This is a genomic window from Kitasatospora sp. GP82 (assembly GCF_029892105.1).
Lineage (GTDB): Bacteria > Actinomycetota > Actinomycetes > Streptomycetales > Streptomycetaceae > Kitasatospora.
This window is the reverse complement of the sequence record NZ_JARZAJ010000010.1, coordinates 130,991-147,411: the sequence shown is the minus strand read 5'-3', so window position 1 is coordinate 147,411 and position 16,421 is coordinate 130,991. Positions and strand designations below refer to the sequence as shown.

16 protein-coding genes are annotated in these 16,421 nt (G+C 71.0%); 6 read left to right on the top strand and 10 right to left on the bottom strand.

Annotated elements, in window-relative coordinates; translation table 11 throughout:
• Positions 1 to 19: 19 nt before the first annotated feature.
• Positions 20 to 562 carry a PadR family transcriptional regulator gene (locus P3T39_RS12835; RefSeq protein WP_280697637.1) on the bottom strand — a complete coding sequence of 181 codons (543 nt, stop codon included), beginning with the start codon at positions 560 to 562 and terminating at the stop codon, positions 20 to 22.
• A gap of 386 nt (positions 563 to 948) precedes the next feature.
• On the opposite strand from P3T39_RS12835, the gene P3T39_RS12830 reads away from it, so the two are divergent.
• On the top strand, positions 949 to 1,443 hold the full coding sequence (locus P3T39_RS12830; RefSeq protein WP_280697636.1) for an SPW repeat protein: 495 nt from the start codon (positions 949 to 951) through the stop codon (positions 1,441 to 1,443).
• Between the two features lie 139 nt (positions 1,444 to 1,582).
• On the opposite strand, the gene P3T39_RS12825 is transcribed toward P3T39_RS12830, so the two are convergent.
• Both P3T39_RS12825 and P3T39_RS12820 read right to left on the bottom strand, forming a co-directional pair.
• Positions 1,583 to 2,977: a class II fumarate hydratase gene (locus tag P3T39_RS12825; RefSeq protein WP_280697635.1), complete on the bottom strand. Its 1,395-nt coding sequence runs from the start codon at positions 2,975 to 2,977 to the stop codon at positions 1,583 to 1,585.
• Between the two features lie 122 nt (positions 2,978 to 3,099).
• Positions 3,100 to 3,975 carry a carbon-nitrogen hydrolase family protein gene (locus tag P3T39_RS12820; RefSeq protein ID WP_280697634.1) on the bottom strand — a complete coding sequence of 292 codons (876 nt, stop codon included), beginning with the start codon at positions 3,973 to 3,975 and terminating at the stop codon, positions 3,100 to 3,102.
• A gap of 137 nt (positions 3,976 to 4,112) precedes the next feature.
• On the opposite strand from P3T39_RS12820, the gene P3T39_RS12815 reads away from it, so the two are divergent.
• On the top strand, positions 4,113 to 4,481 hold the full coding sequence (locus P3T39_RS12815; protein WP_280697633.1) for a hypothetical protein: 369 nt from the start codon (positions 4,113 to 4,115) through the stop codon (positions 4,479 to 4,481).
• Between the two features lie 72 nt (positions 4,482 to 4,553).
• Here P3T39_RS12815 and P3T39_RS12810 read toward each other — a convergent pair whose 3' ends face one another.
• Positions 4,554 to 5,570, bottom strand: coding sequence for a chitinase (locus tag P3T39_RS12810; RefSeq protein WP_280697632.1), 1,017 nt, complete (start codon positions 5,568 to 5,570; stop codon positions 4,554 to 4,556).
• A gap of 247 nt (positions 5,571 to 5,817) precedes the next feature.
• On the opposite strand from P3T39_RS12810, the gene P3T39_RS12805 reads away from it, so the two are divergent.
• The 3 genes from P3T39_RS12805 (at position 5,818) to P3T39_RS12795 (ending at position 9,236) form a co-directional block, all read left to right on the top strand.
• On the top strand, positions 5,818 to 6,999 hold the full coding sequence (locus P3T39_RS12805; RefSeq protein WP_280697631.1) for an acyl-CoA dehydrogenase family protein: 1,182 nt from the start codon (positions 5,818 to 5,820) through the stop codon (positions 6,997 to 6,999).
• A gap of 317 nt (positions 7,000 to 7,316) precedes the next feature.
• Positions 7,317 to 7,778: a hypothetical protein gene (locus P3T39_RS12800; RefSeq protein WP_280697630.1), complete on the top strand. Its 462-nt coding sequence runs from the start codon at positions 7,317 to 7,319 to the stop codon at positions 7,776 to 7,778.
• A 168-nt stretch (positions 7,779 to 7,946) separates the two neighbouring features.
• Positions 7,947 to 9,236 carry a multidrug effflux MFS transporter gene (locus P3T39_RS12795; protein ID WP_280697629.1) on the top strand — a complete coding sequence of 430 codons (1,290 nt, stop codon included), beginning with the start codon at positions 7,947 to 7,949 and terminating at the stop codon, positions 9,234 to 9,236.
• A 21-nt stretch (positions 9,237 to 9,257) separates the two neighbouring features.
• Here P3T39_RS12795 and P3T39_RS12790 read toward each other — a convergent pair whose 3' ends face one another.
• Together P3T39_RS12790 and P3T39_RS12785 are read right to left on the bottom strand one after the other, a co-directional pair.
• Positions 9,258 to 10,205, bottom strand: a complete 948-nt coding sequence (locus P3T39_RS12790; RefSeq protein ID WP_280697628.1) for a hypothetical protein — start codon at positions 10,203 to 10,205, stop codon at positions 9,258 to 9,260.
• Between the two features lie 181 nt (positions 10,206 to 10,386).
• Entirely contained in the window at positions 10,387 to 12,141 is a 1,755-nt protein-coding gene (locus tag P3T39_RS12785; protein ID WP_280697627.1) for a carbohydrate binding domain-containing protein, read from the bottom strand.
• Positions 12,142 to 12,375: 234 nt separating this feature from the next.
• Here P3T39_RS12785 and P3T39_RS37540 point away from each other — a divergent pair, with 234 nt between their 5' ends.
• Positions 12,376 to 12,852 (top strand): hypothetical protein, encoded by a 477-nt coding sequence (locus P3T39_RS37540; RefSeq protein ID WP_348534335.1) that lies wholly within the window; start codon positions 12,376 to 12,378, stop codon positions 12,850 to 12,852.
• Here P3T39_RS37540 and P3T39_RS12775 read toward each other — a convergent pair.
• The 4 genes from P3T39_RS12775 to P3T39_RS12760 all read right to left on the bottom strand — a co-directional run bounded on the left by P3T39_RS12775 (position 12,830) and on the right by P3T39_RS12760 (position 16,373).
• Positions 12,830 to 13,750, bottom strand: a complete 921-nt coding sequence (locus P3T39_RS12775; protein ID WP_280697626.1) for an ABC transporter substrate-binding protein — start codon at positions 13,748 to 13,750, stop codon at positions 12,830 to 12,832. The genes P3T39_RS37540 and P3T39_RS12775 overlap by 23 nt on opposite strands.
• 127 nt (positions 13,751 to 13,877) lie before the next feature.
• Positions 13,878 to 14,576, bottom strand: a complete 699-nt coding sequence (locus P3T39_RS12770; protein ID WP_280697625.1) for an ABC transporter permease subunit — start codon at positions 14,574 to 14,576, stop codon at positions 13,878 to 13,880.
• The gene (locus P3T39_RS12765; RefSeq protein WP_280697624.1) at positions 14,573 to 15,238 is read right to left on the bottom strand and encodes an ABC transporter permease; all 666 of its coding nucleotides are present in this window, start codon (positions 15,236 to 15,238) and stop codon (positions 14,573 to 14,575) included. The genes P3T39_RS12770 and P3T39_RS12765 overlap by 4 nt, the downstream gene beginning before the upstream one ends.
• Positions 15,228 to 16,373: an ATP-binding cassette domain-containing protein gene (locus tag P3T39_RS12760; protein WP_280697623.1), complete on the bottom strand. Its 1,146-nt coding sequence runs from the start codon at positions 16,371 to 16,373 to the stop codon at positions 15,228 to 15,230. Before P3T39_RS12760 ends, P3T39_RS12765 begins: the two co-directional genes overlap by 11 nt.
• Positions 16,374 to 16,421 lie beyond the last annotated feature (48 nt).

The window sequence follows — 16,421 nt, the reverse complement described above, 5'->3', positions numbered from 1 at the left end:
CCCTGGGGAGTTGAGGGGTTCAGTCGGCGAGACGGTGCAGCGTGGCAAGGACGTCGTCCAGCCAGGCGAGGGTCATCCGCTCGTACTCGATGCCACCGCGCAGCACCACGTGCTGGAGCTGCTGCCGGGCGCCGAGCGCGGCCGGGTCCGGGAAGTCGCGCTGCTCGCCGGTCAGATAGCGGGCGAGCAGCGTCGCATGGCTCTCGCGGTGCCGCTCGACCTCGGGGATCAGCAGGGCCGGGTCCTCGAAGGCGGCCGCGCGGATCTTCACGGCAAGCTCGTGCCGGACGGTCTCCGGCTCCACGGGTTCGCGCAGCCAGTCGGCCAGCGCCGTGCGTCCCGGATCGGCGGCGGAGTAGACCTTCTTGTCCGGCCGCCCGTCCTGGACGACCGCTTCGACGGCGATCCAGCCGTCCGTCTCCATTCGCCGCAGCACCCGGTAGATCTGCTGGTGGGTGGCGGTCCAGAAGCGGCCGATCGAGCGGTCGAAGCGCCGGGCCAGCTCGTAGCCGGAGCCGGGTTGCTCCAGCAGCGAGACGAGGATCGCGTGCTCCAGTGCCATGCCCGCATCCTGCTATGCAACGAGTTGCATAGGCAATGGCGGTGCGCCCGGGTGAGACACAGCTCACGCGGGCGCACCCGGAGGACCGCCCCTGCTGTCGCGTTCGCCGGCCGTCAAATCCTCTTCACTGCTTCATCTCTGACGGCCCTGGAGTCCCGGCTCGGACGCCGGCCGCGAGATAGCGGTCAGGGCTTCGTGACTGCGGCCTTCTCGGGCTGGCGGGGTACGGCCCTGGTCCTGGGATGCGTTCGCCCGGCAAGAGGCCGGACGGCGCCCGACGGTGACTGGGGGGTGGAAGCGGCGCGCCAGGGGTGAAGTCATCCGGGTGATAAATCAGGACAAATTGTTACCCGTGCCACAAAATGGGTAGTGGGCAGGCGGTTGCCATGACCCGAACCAAGGAGGTGGTCCTGGTGTCAACCCAGTTGCCGATGGGCATGGAGCACCATCCGGACATCCTGGAAATGCGTGAGCAGTACGAGCGTGTCGCGGCGACACCGCGAGCACAGGGCGTCGAGGCGCTGGCCATGCTGGCCGGCCTCTTCCTGGCGGTCGCACCGTGGGTGGTCGGGTTCACCGGCCTGTCCGCGCTGACCATCAACAACCTGGTGCTCGGTCTCGCCTACACAGTGCTGATGGCGGGCTTCGGCTCCGCCTACGAGCGGACCCACGCACGGGCCTGGGCCGCCACGGCGATCGGGATCTGGACGATCATCGCTCCCTGGGCGACGGTCGGCAACGAGGCGATACGGAGGACGATCCTCACCAACGTGATCACTGGCGGACTGATGACCTGCCTCGCGCTGGCAGCCATCGGCGCGACGCTCGCGCTCACCCGTCCGACGCTGTCCCGCGGCAAGCGCGCGGCTTCCAGCAAGTGACAGCCGAGAGGCCGGGCGTGTCCGGAGCCGGCTCCCGACACGACCTGGCCCGGGCGCAGCCCGGTCACCCCGGTGGCCGGGCTGCGCCTCCGTCTGTCCACCTGCCCACGGCTCGCGGCCCCTCGGGGGCGAGGCGTTCTCAGGGGTGGGTCATCCGAAGGACGTCCAACGCCTCGTCCAGCTGGGCCTCCGTCAGCTTCCCCTCCGCCAGATAGCCGCGCTCCACCACCACCTGCCGGATGGTCTTGCGTTCGGCCAGTGCCTGCTTGGCGACCTTGGCGGCCTCCTCGTAGCCGATGTAGCGGTTGAGCGGTGTCACCACCGAGGGGGAGGACTCCGCGTACTCCCTGGCCCGTTCGACATTGGCGGTGATGCCGTCCACTGTCCGGTCGGCCAGCAGCCGGGCGCTGTTGGCCAGCAGCCGGACGGACTCCAGCACATTGCGGGCGATCACCGGCAGCATCACGTTCAGTTCGAAGTTCCCGCTCGCCCCGGCGACGGTGACGGTGCCGTCGTTGCCGATCACCTGGGCCGCGACCATCAGCACGACCTCGGGCAGCACCGGGTTGACCTTGCCCGGCATGATCGAGGAACCCGGCTGGAGGTCCGGCAGGTTGATCTCGCCGAGGCCGGTGCGCGGGCCCGAACCCATCCAGCGCAGGTCGTTGGCGATCTTCGTGAAGCCGACGGCGATGGTGCGCAGTTGGCCGCTCAGCTCCACCAGGCCGTCCCGGGCGCCCTGGGCCTCGAAGTGGTTGCGCGCCTCCGTCAGCGGCAGGCCGGTGGCCCGGCCGACCTCGGCGATCACGGCGGCGGCGAAGCCGCGCGGGGTGTTGATGCCCGTACCGACGGCGGTGCCGCCCAGCGGCAGCTCGGCCACCCGGGGGAGGACGGCGTGGAGCCGCTCGATCCCGTAGCTGACCTGGGCCGCGTACCCGCCGAACTCCTGGCCGAGGGTGACCGGGGTGGCGTCCATCAGGTGCGTCCTGCCCGACTTGACCACAGTGGAGAAGTCCACCGCCCGGCGCTCCAGCGCCGTCGCGAGCTGCTCGAGTGCCGGGACCAGATCGCCGATCACGGCCGCCGTCGCCGCGATGTGGATCGAGGACGGGAAGACGTCGTTGGACGACTGGCTGGCGTTGACGTGGTCATTGGGGTGCACGGGGCGGCCCAGGCGCTCCCCGGCCAGGGTGGCGATCACCTCGTTGGCGTTCATGTTGGAGGACGTCCCGGAGCCGGTCTGGAACACGTCCACCGGGAACTGGTCGTCCCAGCGGCCCGAGGCGACCTCCCCGGCCGCCTCCTGGATCGCCGTCGCCGTCGCCAGATCCAGCACCCCGAGCTCCGCGTTGACCTTGGCCGCCGCCGCCTTGATCAACGCCAGGGCCTCGATATGCGCGCGCTCGAGGCGCTGGCCGGACACCGGGAAGTTCTCCACCGCCCGCTGCGTCTGCGCCTGCCACTTGGCCGACGCCGGCACCCGGACCTCGCCCATCGAGTCGTGCTCGACCCGGTACTCCTGCTCGCCACCCATGGTGCGACACCTCCTGGTCACCAGCTCCTGATCACCAGAGCTCTCGGGAGGTCCCAGGTATTTCCGTCCGTCCGGACCGGACCCGGCCGAGGCTGCCGGGAGGTGGGCGCGGGCCGCCGTGGTCAGCCGAGGAGGGCTGCGGTGCGGGGGGAGGGCGGGGCGTGGAGCGGCTCCTGGACGAGGACCGGGTCCTCGGCACGGGCGTGGGCCAGGGCTGCCGGGTCCAGGGTGGCGGTGACCAGGCCGGGGTCGGCCGTGCCCGCGTCGGCGAGGAGCGTGCCGTCCGGGCCCCAGATGCCGCTGCTGCCGCAGCCGACGTACGGGCCCGACGGGCCGATGTGGTTGGCCAGCACGGTGTAGAGGGTGTTGTCCATGGCACGCGCCGGGAAGAGCGTGCGGAGCTGGCGCGCGCCGGAGCCCGTGCCGAGGAGCGAGCCGACCAGGTAGGCGTGCGCGCCGTCCAGCGCGGCGGCGCGGGCGTGCTCGGGGAAGCCGCAGTCCCAGCAGACACCGAGCCCGAGGCGCCAGTCGCGGAGCTGGACCGTGCAGCCTTCGGTACCGGCGGAGAAACCGGCGGCACGCTCGCTCGGGGTGGTGAACTGCTTGCGGTAGACGGTCGCCAGGCGGCCGGAGCCGTCCAGTACCAGCGCCGCGATGTGCAGCAGACCGGTGTCCGCCGCCACGACCGGTGCACCCACCACGACCGAGGTACCGGTCTGTGTGCAGGCCGTCGCGAGCGCGTCCAGGCGAGGGTCGTCGGTGGCGATGGCGAGCCGGCCGGGGTCGGCGGCGATGGCCGCGAGTTCGTAGCCGGTGAGGAACAGCTCGGAGAGCAGCAGCAGTTGCGCGCCCTGGTCGCCGGCCCGGAGCACCAGGTCGGCGGCGATGGCGGCGTTCGCCGGCACGTCGAGCGGGGTGAGCGCGGCCTGAGCGGTGGCAATGGTCAGCGGCGCGGTCGGCAGCGCAGTGGCAGGCGGAGTGTGTACAAGGGTGGTCACGGACTCCAATCCTTACCTATAAGGTGCCTCGGACTCAAGATCTTTCGGTGGGCGACCCGTTCCGGTGGGCGACCCGTTCCGGTGGCCGTCCGGTGCGACGTGAGGCGGAGCGGACTGCAGCGGTGCAGCATGGCGGCATGACCGATGCAACAGACAGCACCGAAGCAACCGACACCATCGGCACCACCGACGCGACGGACCCGACCGCCCGCTACGAGGAGATCGCCGAGGAACTCGCACCGCAGGGTGCCCGGCAGTCCCAGATGTTCGGCATGCCCTGCCTCAAGGATGTCAACGGCAGGGCCTTCGCAGGCCTCCACCGGGGCGAACTGGTCTGCCGGCTGGGCCGTGCCACCCCCGCGCACGCCGAGGCGCTCCACCTGCCCGGGGCGCACGTCTTCGACCCGATGGGTGGCCGTCCGATGAAGGACTGGGTGTGTATCCCGCCCACCTCGGCCGGGCACTGGGACAACTTCGCCGAGGCGGCCCTGCGCACTCCCCGCTGAGAACGCCGCAGGCCGCCCTGCAGCGAACGCGGGGCGGCCGACAACGCACGGACCCAGAAGCCCGCCCGGGGCTCAGCCGTGGTACTTGGCCACGACCTTGGTGAACGCGTACGCGGACTGGCCGATCCCGCTGCAGGAGTCCCCGGCGGACGAGCCCGAGGCGCAGGGGCGATCGCGGTTGACGGCCCAGAAGGTGAGTCGGGCCAGGTGGTGAGCGGTGGCGTAGTTGTAGATGGTGGTGAAGTCGCCCGTGGAGACGGTCTCGTCGGCCTCGTCCGTCCTGCCGTTCATCGACGAGATCCCGATGTGCCGGTAGGCCGTCGCGGAGTCGTAGCCGTACGCCTTCGCGACGGCGTTCTTCAGACCGTCGGCCGCCGCCGTGGTGACGGAGCCCATCGAACCGCTGTGGCTGCCGAAGTCGAAGGGCATGATGGTCCAGCCGTCCACCGCGAGACCGGCGGCCGCGCCCTTCCTGATCAGGTCGAACCCGTCCGAGTCCGGGCCGCTGGGGGTGGTACCGAAGGTGACGTACTCCCTGAGGCCGGGGTTGGCGTCCCTGACCGTCTTCAGTGCGCCGATCACCCGCTGGCGCACGGCGGCATCGGAGACCTCGGTGCTCTCGATGTCGATGTCGATCGCCTTGAGCCTGTACGCGTCGACGACCTTCTGGTAGGCCCCGGCCAGTGCGCTCGCCGAACTGCACTTCTCGCCGAGCTTGTTGCCGCTCCAGCCGCCGAAGGAGACCACCACGTCGCCGCCGGCCCCGCGGATGCCGTTGATGGCGCTCTGGTCGCTGCCGCCGGTCAGCGCGCGGGTGCCGTCCCACTTGGGGTTGCAGCCGCCGTCGCTGAGCATGAAGGCGAGCGTGAACTGCTTGACGCCGGTCGCCGCCATCACATCGGTCGGCTTCTGCGGGCTTCCCCAACCCAGGTACTCGTACGGGGCGTTGAGTCCGACCGGGTCGGCTGTGGCGGGTGCTGCGGAGGGCGTCGCAGCCTGGCCGAGCGGCGCCAGGGCGAGGGCGCCCGAGGCCAGCGCCGCGGTGGTTGCGAGGGTGAGGAGCGGGCGGAGCAGAGAACGTGAACGCATGGGTCACCATCCCGGGATTCCGATCCGATTCCGTTAGGAAAGTTTCCTAACAGTGAAGGAAAGCGAACCAGCCCCACGTGCTCGCGTCAAGAGGCCCGGTGGCAACGGGCGGTGGCGACGGCCGGCGGCGGACGTCGAACTCCCGTCAGGTGTGGGCATCGTCTCGTACCTTCCGACGGCCCCGTGCGCAATACTCGTCGCCGTGGCCCACCCAGCCCCACGCCCGACCGCCCACGAGGAGTCCGACATGGCATCCACCCCTGCCCGTCTCGACCCGGCAGACCTGCTCGCCGTCGGCGAGCTGCTCACCGACGAGGAACGGCTGATCCGGGACACCGTGCGGCAGTTCGCCGACGAGCGGATCCGGCCGTACGTGGGCGACTGGTTCGAGCGCGGGGTCTTCCCGGCCCGTGAACTCGCGCCCGAGCTGGGCCGGCTCGGCGTGCTCGGCATGCACCTGGACGGCTACGGCTGCACCGGCTCCTCGGCGGTCGCCTACGGCGTGGCCTGTATGGAGCTGGAGGCCGCCGACTCCGGGCTGCGCAGCTTCGTCTCCGTCCAGGGCTCGCTGGCCATGCGCTCCATCCACGCCTTCGGCTCCGAGGAGCAGAAGCAGCAGTGGCTGCCGGACATGGCGGCAGGGCGGGCGATCGGCTGCTTCGGCCTGACCGAACCGGACTTCGGCTCCGACCCGGCCAATATGCGCACCCGCGCCCGGCGCAAGGGCAGCGACTGGGTGCTCTCCGGCAGCAAGATGTGGATCACCAACGGCAGCATCTCGGATGTCGCGGTGGTGTGGGCGCAGACGGAGGAGGGCGTGCGGGGCTTCCTGGTCCCGCAGGGCACCCCCGGCTTCACGGCCGACGACGTGCACGGGAAGCTCTCCCTGCGCGCCTCCGTCACCAGCGAGTTGGTGTTCGACGAGGTCGTGCTGCCCGCCGACGCGGTGCTGCCCGGAGTGCAGGGCCTGCGCGGCCCGCTCTCCTCGCTGGGCGAGGCCCGGTACGGCATCCTGTGGGGCACCGTCGGCGCGGCCCGCGACTGCTACACCACCGCGCTGGACTACGCCAAGAGCCGGATCCAGTTCGAGCGTCCGATCGCGGGCTTCCAACTCACCCAGCAGAAGCTGGTGGAGATGATGCTGGAGGTCGAGAAGGCGTACCTGGTCGCGGTCCGGATCGGCCGGCTCAAGGACGCGGGCCGGTGCCGCCCCGCCCACATCAGCTTCGGCAAGCTCAACAACGTCCGTACCGCACTGGAGATCGCCCGCAGCGCGCGGACCATCCTGGGCGCCAACGGCATCACCGTCGAGTACCCGGTGCTCCGGCACGCCAACAACCTGGAGTCGGTGCTGACCTACGAGGGCACCGCCGAGATCCACACCCTGGTGCTGGGCGAGACGATCACCGGCGAGGCGGCCTACCGCTGACGCGGCGTCGGCGCATGGACGCAGCCGGACCACGCCGTCAAGATCGCTCGCGACCGGAACGTCCCCGCCTCCGGGGCCGGCCGTGTCACCCGCTTCGAGGTCGTCCACGAGTTCCGGCACCGCCTGAGCGCAGGGCGGCCCGGACGACGGCCTCGACGGTTTCATCACCGGTCCCAGGGGCCGACCGGGGGGTCGGCTCAGGGGAGCGTACGCCTGTAGGTGGAGGCAGATCCGTACCTTGTGCCTACCTCCGGGCCCGCGCCGGCCGGTCAGGATGGAGGGGCAAGGGCAGAGCGGAACGAGAAGAGGTCGGCATCATGGGTATCGCGGGCAAGGTCGTCCTGGGCGTCGCGGCCGGCGGGGCAGCGGCGGCGCTCGTGGCCACTGTGCTGGTGCCGAAGGCCAAGGACGTCCTGGACGGCAGGCACCGTCAGGAAGCCACGTACGCCACCGGCAGCGCCGCCAAGGCCGACCGCTCCTCGATGCCCAGGTGGCTGCCGGACGGGGCGACCAAGGTCTCGTACCTGATGTCCACCACCGGTGGCGACCGCCTCCTCAAGGCATCCCTGCCCGAGGGGAAGCTGCCGGAGGGATGCAGCAGCGGCACGCCCGAGGGCGCGGTGAACCTCAGGGCGTCCTGGTTCCCCAGCGACATCCCCGGCAAGGCGACCGCCCGCTGCGGTCTCTACAACGTGGCCCTGGTCGGCAGCGACCTGTACGGCTGGCAGGACGACGCGGTCGTGATCGCCGCCCGCAAGGCCGGGAAGACCACCGACTGACCGCGAGACCCCGACCGGGGAGGGGACCGCGGCGTCGGGACCGCGGGCTCGGGGCGTCGGGCTACGGGTTCGGGTGGCCGGGACTGGGAACAGTATCGCGGCCGGGTATCGGCGGACCCCGGCACTGCGGTAGGACGGACGTACCCGACCAACCCGCAGAGGAGCCCCATGCCAGGCCCGACCCTGGGCGCCACCGGCGACCAGTCGTCCGCGAGCACCGCCGATACCGCTGCCGGCACCACTGCCGCCCTCGCCGACACCCCGGCCGCCCCGCCGAACAGGGCCACCGTGGTCGTGCTCGGCGGCCTCACCGCCCTCGGCCCGCTCACCACCGACCTCTACCTGCCCGCTGTCCCGGCGCTCACCGGCGACCTCGGCTCCACCGCGGCCACCGTCCAACTGACGCTCACCGGCTCGATGTTCGGCATGGCCTTCGGCCAACTGCTGTTCGGGCCGCTCAGCGACCGGCTGGGCCGCCGACGTCCACTGCTCGTCGGTATGACCGTCTACACCCTGGCCACCGTGGTCTGCGCGCTGGCGAGCTCGGTGCCCATGCTGATCGCGGGACGGCTGCTCCAGGGCTTCGCCGGGGCCGCCGGTCTGGTGATCGCCCGTGCCGTCGCCCGGGACCGGTACGAGGGGGTGGCCATGATCCGCTTCCTGGCCTCGCTCGGTGTGATATCCGGCCTGGCGCCGATCCTCGCACCCGTCCTCGGCGCCCAGTTGCTGCGTTTCACCTCCTGGCGCGGCACCTTCGTCGCCCTCGCCGTGCTCGGCGCGCTGGTCACGGCCGGTGCCGTGCTCGCGCTGCGCGAGTCGCTCCCGCCCGAGCGGCGGCACGCCGACGGCCTCGGCAGTACCGTCCGCGCGATCGGTGGCCTGCTGCGCGACTCCCGCTTCCTCGGCTACACACTCACCAGCACCTTCGGCTTCGGCGCGCTCTTCGCATACGTCAGCGGCTCCTCCTCGGTGCTGCAGAGCGAGTACGCGATCTCGCCGCAGATGTACAGCCTGGTCTTCGCCGTCAACTCCATTGCCGTCGTGGGCTTCACCCAGCTCAATGGGCGACTGCTGGTCCAGAAGCTGCCGCCGCCCACCCTGATGCTGATCGGACTCGGCGGGGCCGGGACCGCCGGAGCGGCGATCGTCCTCTTCACCACGGTCTGGCACCTGGGACTGCCCGGACTCTGGCCCGCGCTCTTCGTACTGATGGGCAGTATGGGCATCGTCCTGCCCAACTCCGGCGCCCAGGCGCTGACCATGGCCCCGCATGCCGCAGGATCGGCCTCGGCGCTGCTGGGCACCGGCACCTTCCTGTGCGGCGCACTGGTCGCCCCGCTCAGCAGCGCGGGCGGCAGGCCCTCGGCGGCGCTGCTCGGCATTGTCGTGCTGAGCTGCGCCGTGCTGGCGAGCGTCGCCTTCACGGTGCTCTGCCGTCCATGGCGGAAGGAGGGCTGACGGTAGGTCAGAAGAGCCGGTTCAGCGGCTGTTGCCGCGCGCCAGCAGTCGCCCCCGGGTGTAGGAGCCGAAGTCGGGCCCGGCCGCTGTCGCGGTGGAGTCTGCGGCGGTGCCGCCCGGCTTGAGCGTCCCGGACACCGTGTAGAAGGCGTAACGTCCCACCGCAGTGTGAGTGTTGGTGCATCCGGTCGAGGTGCAGAACGCGATCGAGCCGGTGGCCACCAGCCCCTGGATCTGGCCCTTGTGCGCGTGCTCCACGGCATCCGCCTGCGTCCGGCTGTCGAAGACGGCGACGCCGACGGTGACCGCGCTGCTGCCGGAGGCGTACGTCGCGCGCAGCACGGTGCGGCAGCTCTGGGCGGCCCACACGTCGCCGAGACCGCCGGTGCTGGCCTTCCAGCAGGGCGAGGTCTCGGCGCTGGTGACGCGGTGCCAGGACTTGCCGTCCGCGCTCAGGGTGGCGGCGGGGAACAGCGTCTCCGGCGTGAGCGGTGCGGTGTCGGTACTCGCCGAGGAGATCACCGTCAGCGGGTCCAGTGGCCCCGGGGCGGCGGTGCCGGATGCCGTAGCGCCCTTGGCGGAGGGATTCGGCGAGCCTGCGGGCTGCTGTCCCGACGGGTTCGCGGAGGCCGGGGCGCCGGCCGAACCCGAGGGGGACGGCCCGGCGGATGCGGACGCGTTCGGGGACGCCGTCGGAACGCCGTCGACCGCGACCCGGGAGGCATCGCCGCCCTTGCCGTTCCTGCCGTCCTTGCCCGGCCCGGCGAGGCTGACGGCGGTGGCGGTGATGCCGCCGACCACCAGGGTCGCGCCGACCGCCGCGGCGATCACCCGGCGCTGCTTGCGGCGGTGGTGCTCCCGTTCTTGCTGGTCGGCCAGCGCAGCCCAGTCCGGCTCGATGCTGTGTCCGGCGGGCTGCTGACCGCCCGGCCGGCCCCACCCGTTGGTGCCCTGCGTCCCCTCGTTCATAAGGCGCGATCCTAGGGCACTCGTCCGAACGTGCGATTCCCGGAGTGGCTGTGCCCTACTGCGTCTCCCGCCGCGTGGACGGCCCGCAGGCGCGTTGCCCGCGGGCCGTCCACCACCGCACGCCGATCGCGTGGTCCCGATCGGCGTTGTCGATCAGGCGTTGTCGATCAGACGTTGTCCATCAGGCGACCGAGAAGTCGTCGCCGTAGACGTTGCCCTGGCCGTACCAGCCGTGCAGGTAGACGGTCACGGTGCCGCCGGCGCCGGTGGTGAACGGGACGGTCAGCTTGGTCCAGCCGCTCGCCGAGGTCCAGGTGCTGGCGGTGGCACCGCCGCTGACGCCGAGGTAGGCGTAGTCGCCCTGTACCCAACCGGTCAGCGTGTACTGGGTGTTGGGGGCCAGCGTGACCGTCTGGTCGCACTCGCCGGTCTGGCTCGGGCCGGCCGCCGCCTGGAGCGCGTAGCTGCCGGAGTGGACCGGGGTGGTGACCACGGCGCCGCCGCTCTGGCAGGTCCACGGGCTGAGGCTGCCGCTCTCGAAGTCGCCGTTGGCCGGAGTCTTTGTGCCTCCGCCGCTGCCGGTCACGGTCAGGGTGTAGACGGTGCTGTGGCTGCCGGAGGGCGCGCTGCCGGTGACGGTGATCGGGTAGGTGCCGGGTGCCACGGCCGAGGTGGTGGCGACGTTCAGGCTCGCGCTGCCACCGGCGTTCACCGAACCGGGGCTGACGGTCGCGGTGACCCCGGCGGGTGCGCCGCTGACGCCGAGGCTGACGGTCTGTGCCGAGCCCGCCGTGACGGCGGTGGCGATGCTCGCCCGCAGGCTGCTGCCGGGGGTGACCGAACCGGAGGCCGGTGAGGCGCTCACCGAGAAGTCGTTGGTGACAGGACCGCCGCCGCCACTGGTGAAGGGCGCGAATACATGGGTGAAGTCCCAGGTGTTCTGGCTGATCCCGGAGCAGCTGTCACTGCCTGCCGTACCGACGCAGCTTCCGTTGTCGCGTTGCAGAGCCCAGAACGACAGGGTGTTGATGCCCTTGCCGGTGGCCCAGTTGTAGACGTTGGTGGCGTCGGCGGTGGTGAAGGTCTCGGCCGCTCCGAAGTCGTCGATGCCGACCATGTCGGTGACGCCGATCGAGTTCCACAGCTGCGCGGGCGTCTTGCTCGGGTACAGCTTCGCCAACTGGTTGTACAGACCGGTCGCGGCGCTCTGGGTGTCGTTGCCCATGTTGTGCGCGGCGTTGTCGTAGTAGTCGAACGTCATGATGTTGACGACGTCGATCCGGGCGTCGTTCTGCACCGCGTTCTTCAGCACGCCCAGACCGGTGTCGCCCAGGCCGCCGGTGGTGGTCGGCAGCGTGTAGGAGAACTGGATGCTGCGGCCGTTGGCGGCGGCCCAGTCCTCGACCAGCTTGACGGCCTTGTTCCGGCGGTCGATACCGGCGGTGTTGGTCAGCGAGTTGTCCTCGATGTCGAGGTCGATCCGGCTGATGTCGTACGTGGTGATGACGGACTCGAAGGCGGCGGCGATCGCGTTCACGTCGGTGCAGCTGTCGGCCAGTTCGGTGCCGGTGTTGTCGGCCGTGTAACCGCCGAAGGACGGGATCACGTCGCCGCCGCCTCCCCGGATGGTGGCGATGTCGGCGCCGAACTGGGCCGAGGAGATGGGCATCTTGCTGTCGCCGTTCCAGTACGGCGTACAAGTGCCCTTGGAGACGGTCTGGATGAACGCCATGGTGAGGTACTTGGCGCCGGACCGGCTCGCCAGCGCGGCCGGGCTCTCGCCGGTCCAGGCCTCGAAGTACGGGGCGAAGACGTGCTGCGGCAGCGGCGTGGCCGCGTGGGCGGCGGTGCTGCCGCCCACGGCGGTCAGCCCGACCGAGGCGGCCAGGGTGGCACAGCCGGTCAGCAGCGCACGGATGGATCTGTGCAGGCGCATGGATGCTCCAACAGACGTGAAGGTGAAGACCGTTGACCCGGAAATGGGCATGACGGAACCTGACGCGGGCTTTGCAGGGGTGGTACGGCGTGCGGCACAACGCGCACAGCCGGCCGGTGTCCACACCCCCACGGTGCATCCCGGTCGGAGTTACATCGCCTATGGTTGGTCTGGACCACTCGCCTGTCAAGAGACCTGGCAGCACGTCAACGACACTGCCAGGTCGGCGACTTGATGCAGAGCTCACTGTCCGGCAGTCCCGGCAGTCAGCAGATGCCCACTGGCGCCGAGCAGCGAAGGCTCGGACTCGGTCCGCCGGATCACGTCCAGGACGACGGCACGCCGCTGAGGGTCGTCCAGCCACTCGTCCACCTCGCCCATCAGCCAGGCGGTGCCTTCAAGACCGTACTGCCCGGTCACCGTCAGCCCGGCCTCGGCGAACTCGGCAGGGACCTCGGCGGGGCGGTGCAGATAGGCGGTGGTGAAGGTGCGGGCGTCGCCGAGCCGTGCGGTGACTCCGGGCAGCTCGCCGGCCTGCTCGACGTGCAGCGGGACCAGGTCGATCAGGTCGACATGGTGCCCGTCCTCGGCCAGCCAGGCGGCGTGGATTCCGGCGCCGATACGGCCCGGCCCCGCACCCGGGAGGGAGGAATCCCCGCCGAGGCGCGGGGCCGAGCCGCGTTCGGGGTCAGCCGAGGTTGTTGCTCTTGAGCCAGTCCTTGGCCACGGTCGACGGGTCCTCCTTGTCGACGGAGACCCGCTTCATCAGCGCGGTCAGGCCCGGCGTGTCCAGCTTGGCCGAGACGGCGTTCAGAGCGCCGGTCGCCGTCGCGTCCACCCCTGCCTTGTTGACCAGCGGGGTGACGTTCTGCGAGCTGAAGAGGTTCTTCGGGTCGGTCAGTGGGACCAGCTTCAGCTGGACGATCTTCGGGTCGGTGGTGAAGACGTTGCCGACCTGGATCGTGCCGTCCTTCAGTGCGTTGGCGGTGGTGTCCCCGGTGGCCTTCCACTCCTTGAAGTTGAGCCCGTAGATGTCCTTGAGCTGCTGCTCGCGGCGCGACTTGAACTCCGGCGGACCGCCGATGGTGAACTCGCCGGCCTTGGCCGCCAGATCGGCGATGCTCTTCAACTGGTACTTGTCCGCCGTGTCCTGAGTGACCGAGAGCGAGTCCTTGTCCTCGGCCGACGCCGAGTCCAGGATCGCCAGTGAGGACGGCAGGGCCTTCTGCAGTGCGGCGTTGACCGCCTCGGTGCCGGTGGCGGTGTTCTTGGCGTCCAGGTAGCCGAGGAGCGAGCCGTTGTACTCGGGCAGGACGGTCAGGCTGCCGTTCTGCAGCTGCCCGTAGAGCACCTCGCGGCTGCCGATGTTGAACTTCTCCTCGACCTTGACCCCCTTGGCCTTGAGGGCCTGCGAGTAGATCGAGGCCAGCAGGACGTTCTCCGGGAAGTTGGCCGAGCCGACCACCACCGTCCTGCTGCCCGCGCCGCCGGGAGTCGCGGTCGAGCCGGACGAGGCGTCGAGCGGGTTGCTGCTGCCGGAGGAGCTGCAGGCCGCCGTGCCGAGCAGCAGCCCGACGGCGGTGACGGTTCTGAGCAGACGGGTGGTCATGGGGTTCCCTTTCGTGGTCCCGCGCCGGGAACGGCGCGGGAGGTGGGTCCTGTCGACGAGCGTTCTCCAGGAGACGCGTGTTCTCCGGGAGATGAGCGTTCTCCGAGAGTGGGCCGGAGCGCTCGGCTCACGAGCTGCGGCCCGTTTCGACCGCCGCCGCCCGCTGGGCGCGCACGCCGCGCGGCAGTGCGTAGCGGATCAGGACGGCGAAGAGCAGCTGGGTGGCGACGGCGAGCAGGACGACCAGCAGGGCGCCGCCCAGCGTCGCCGCGAAGTCCCGGGTGGCCAGCCCGTCGATGACATAGCGCCCGAGTCCGCCGAGGCCGACGTAGGCGGCGACCGTGGCGGTGGCGATCACCTGGACGGCCGCCGTGCGCAGCCCGGCCAGTAGGGCGGGCAGTGCGAGCGGCAGGCAGACCTGAAACAGCACCTGGCGGTGCGTCAGCCCGGTGCCGAGGGCGGCGTCCCGCAGCTCGGGGTCGGTGCCCCGGATGCCTTCGACCGTCGCCACCAGGAGCGGCGGTGCGGCCAGCGCGACCAGTGGCAGCAGGATGGCGGTGTCGCCGACTCCGGCGATCAGCACCGCCAGTGTCACCAGGCCGAGTGTGGGTAGCGCACGGGCGACGCCGGTCAGTGCCGTGACGGCGACGGCGCCGCGCCCGGTGTAGCCGATCAGCAGACCGAGCGGGATCGCCAGCACTGCGGCGTAGAGCAGCCCCTGGCCGGAGAGGACGAGGTGTTCGCCGACCCGGTGCGCGATCGAGTCGGGTCCGCTCTGCCGGGCGGGCGCGGTGAAGAAGGTGTTGAGCCAGTTGATCCAGTTCATCGGGCGGCTCCCGCGCGGACGGCCCACGGGGCGAGCAGCCGCCGGGCCAGTACCAGCAGCAGGTCGGTGACCAGGGCGAGTGCGGCGACCAGCACGATGCCCGAGACGATCGGGGTCGGGAAGGTCCGCTGGAATCCGTCGATGAAGAGATAGCCGAGGCCGCCCCGGCCGATCAGCGCACCGACCGCCGCCAGCGAGATGCTGGACACTGCGGCGACCCGCAGCCCGGCCACCAAGTACGGTACGGCGGCCGGGAGTTCAACGGCGGAAAGGCGGTGCCACGGCCCGTAGCCCATCGCGGTCGCCGCCTGCCGGACCGAGTCCGGCACCGAGCGCAGCCCGTCCACGGTGGTGGGCAGCAGCACGGCGAGGGCGTAGAAGGTGAGTGGCACCATCACGGTGGCGCGGGTGGCCAGCCCGGTGTACGGGATCAGCACGACGAAGACGGCGAGCGAGGGCAGCGCGTACACCACGTTGAAGACGGCGGACAGCGGGTGGTAGAGCCGGGGGAAGCGGACACAGGCCAGGCCCAGCGGCACCGCGATCAGCAGTGCGATCAGCACCGGGACGAGGGCGATCACCGCGTGGTCGAGCGTGAGGTCGCGCAGATATGCGAGATGGTCGCCGATCCAGTACCAGCGGACGAGCGGTTCACCGTCCATGGCTGTTCACCGGCCGCTCGTCCTGGCCTTCAGGGCTGTCCGGGTTCGGGCTGCCGGCCTTCGGGTCGTCAGGTTTCGGGCTGTCCGGCTTCGAGGCGGCCGGCTGGGGCCCGGTCAGTGCGGCGAGGATCGCCTCCCGGGTGGCGATGCCGGTCGCCCTGCCGTCCTTGTCGAGGGCGACGGCGGCACCGGCGGGGGAGAGGATGGCGGCGTCGAGCGCGGTGCGCAGTGTGTCGACACCGGGGTGGAAGGCCGGTGCGGGGCGCGGCTGCGCGTGAAGGCCGGGCTCGACCCAGCCGGTCGGCCGTCCGCCCGCGTCCAGGCGGAGCTCCCAACCACCCTGCCGGGTACCGTCGGTGAGCGGGCGGACGGCGATGTCGCGCGCCGGGAGCAGGCCGAGACCGCGCAGTCCGCGATCACGTCCCAGGAAGGCGGCCACGCCGTCGTCGGCCGGTTCGGTCAACAGGGTGTGCGGGTCGGAGAGTTGGGCGATGTGGCCGTGCTCGCGCAGCACCACGACCTGGTCGCCGAGGCGGACGGCCTCCTCGATGTCATGGGTGACGAAGAGTACCGTTTTGTTCAACTCGCTCTGCAGCCGCAGCAGTTCGTCCTGAAGGCCGGCGCGGACCACCGGATCGACGGCGCTGAACGGCTCGTCCATCAGCAGGACCGGCGGATCGGCCGCCAGCGCGCGGGCCACGCCGACCCGTTGCTGCTGGCCGCCGGACAGCTGGAAGGGGTAGCGCTTTGCCAGCTCGGGCGCCAGGCCGACGAGTTCCAGGAGTTCGGCGGCGCGGGCGCGGGCCTTCTTGCGGTCCCAGCCGAGCAGGTAGGGGACGGTGGCGATGTTGTCGATGACCCGGCGGTGCGGGAAGAGCCCGGCCTGCTGGATGACGTAGCCGATACCCCGGCGGAGCTTGGCGGCGGGCAGCTCGGCGACGTCGGTGCCGTCCAGCAGCACCCGGCCGGCGGTCGGTTCGACCATACGGTTGACCATCCGCAGGATGGTCGTCTTGCCGCATCCGGACGGTCCGACCAGGACCGTGGTGCGGCCGGCCGGTATGTCCAGGTCGAGGCCCTCGACGGCGATCGTGCCGTCGGGGTGGCGCTTGGCGGCGCCGTCGAATCTGATCACGGAAGGGATCCTAGCTTCGGCGCCTGGGCGCCGTTCGGTTCTTGGAGC

Coding starts and splice junctions, on each gene's coding strand:
- P3T39_RS12835 (WP_280697637.1), bottom strand. CDS start 562: ATGGCACTGGAGCACGCGATCCTCGTCTCGCTGCTGGAGCAACCCGGC.
- P3T39_RS12830 (WP_280697636.1), top strand. CDS start 949: ATGACCCGAACCAAGGAGGTGGTCCTGGTGTCAACCCAGTTGCCGATG.
- P3T39_RS12825 (WP_280697635.1), bottom strand. CDS start 2,977: ATGGGTGGCGAGCAGGAGTACCGGGTCGAGCACGACTCGATGGGCGAG.
- P3T39_RS12815 (WP_280697633.1), top strand. CDS start 4,113: ATGACCGATGCAACAGACAGCACCGAAGCAACCGACACCATCGGCACC.
- P3T39_RS12810 (WP_280697632.1), bottom strand. CDS start 5,570: ATGCGTTCACGTTCTCTGCTCCGCCCGCTCCTCACCCTCGCAACCACC.
- P3T39_RS12805 (WP_280697631.1), top strand. CDS start 5,818: ATGGCATCCACCCCTGCCCGTCTCGACCCGGCAGACCTGCTCGCCGTC.
- P3T39_RS12800 (WP_280697630.1), top strand. CDS start 7,317: ATGGGTATCGCGGGCAAGGTCGTCCTGGGCGTCGCGGCCGGCGGGGCA.
- P3T39_RS12795 (WP_280697629.1), top strand. CDS start 7,947: ATGCCAGGCCCGACCCTGGGCGCCACCGGCGACCAGTCGTCCGCGAGC.
- P3T39_RS12790 (WP_280697628.1), bottom strand. CDS start 10,205: ATGAACGAGGGGACGCAGGGCACCAACGGGTGGGGCCGGCCGGGCGGT.
- P3T39_RS12785 (WP_280697627.1), bottom strand. CDS start 12,141: ATGCGCCTGCACAGATCCATCCGTGCGCTGCTGACCGGCTGTGCCACC.
- P3T39_RS37540 (WP_348534335.1), top strand. CDS start 12,376: ATGCAGAGCTCACTGTCCGGCAGTCCCGGCAGTCAGCAGATGCCCACT.
- P3T39_RS12775 (WP_280697626.1), bottom strand. CDS start 13,750: ATGACCACCCGTCTGCTCAGAACCGTCACCGCCGTCGGGCTGCTGCTC.
- P3T39_RS12770 (WP_280697625.1), bottom strand. CDS start 14,576: ATGAACTGGATCAACTGGCTCAACACCTTCTTCACCGCGCCCGCCCGG.
- P3T39_RS12765 (WP_280697624.1), bottom strand. CDS start 15,238: ATGGACGGTGAACCGCTCGTCCGCTGGTACTGGATCGGCGACCATCTC.